Here is a 494-nt window from a genome sequence, read left to right as displayed (position 1 = left end):
GGGCATAGCGTGGTGTCGGCCGAGCGGGCACGCCGCATCGGCGCCATGATGCTGACCTGCGGCCACTATGACGGCTCCGGCGATTTCGCCTTCCGCGTCGGCATCCCCGGCAAGAGTGGCGTCGGCGGTGGCATATTGGGCATCGTGCCGGGCGTCGCCTCGCTTGCCGTATGGTCGCCGGGCCTCAATGCCAACGGTAATTCCAAGCTGGGGTCGATCGCGCTGGAAAAGCTGGCCAGGATGATGAACTGGTCGATCTTCGCGCCGTGATGCATGTCGCCCAAAAGTGCGCAGCGGTTTTGGGACAACGACATGCATAGAATCAAAGAAGCGTTTTAGCCTTTCGCGATCCGGCATAACGCCAGATAAGAAAATCCCGCACCGTCTTCGAGACGGCGCGGGATTTTTTGTCAACAAACTAGCTCAGGTACCTGAAAGGCTTAGAAAAAACCCTTCCGCTGCCACCAGCCGCCGCGTTTCGGCTTGTCCTCGGT

At 59.9% G+C, this 494-nt stretch carries 1 protein-coding gene; it reads left to right on the top strand.

The features are described 5' to 3' along the window. Positions 1–270 (top strand): glutaminase (locus EN943_RS37375; RefSeq protein ID WP_206522899.1); only part of this gene is annotated, 270 nt, incomplete at its 5' end. Positions 271–494 lie beyond the last annotated feature (224 nt).

The sequence above is a fragment of the Mesorhizobium sp. M7A.F.Ca.US.006.01.1.1 genome (assembly GCF_003997935.1).
Lineage (GTDB): Bacteria > Pseudomonadota > Alphaproteobacteria > Rhizobiales > Rhizobiaceae > Mesorhizobium.
The sequence above is the reverse complement of the archived record's forward strand: the minus strand, read 5'-3'. Positions and strand labels throughout refer to the sequence as shown.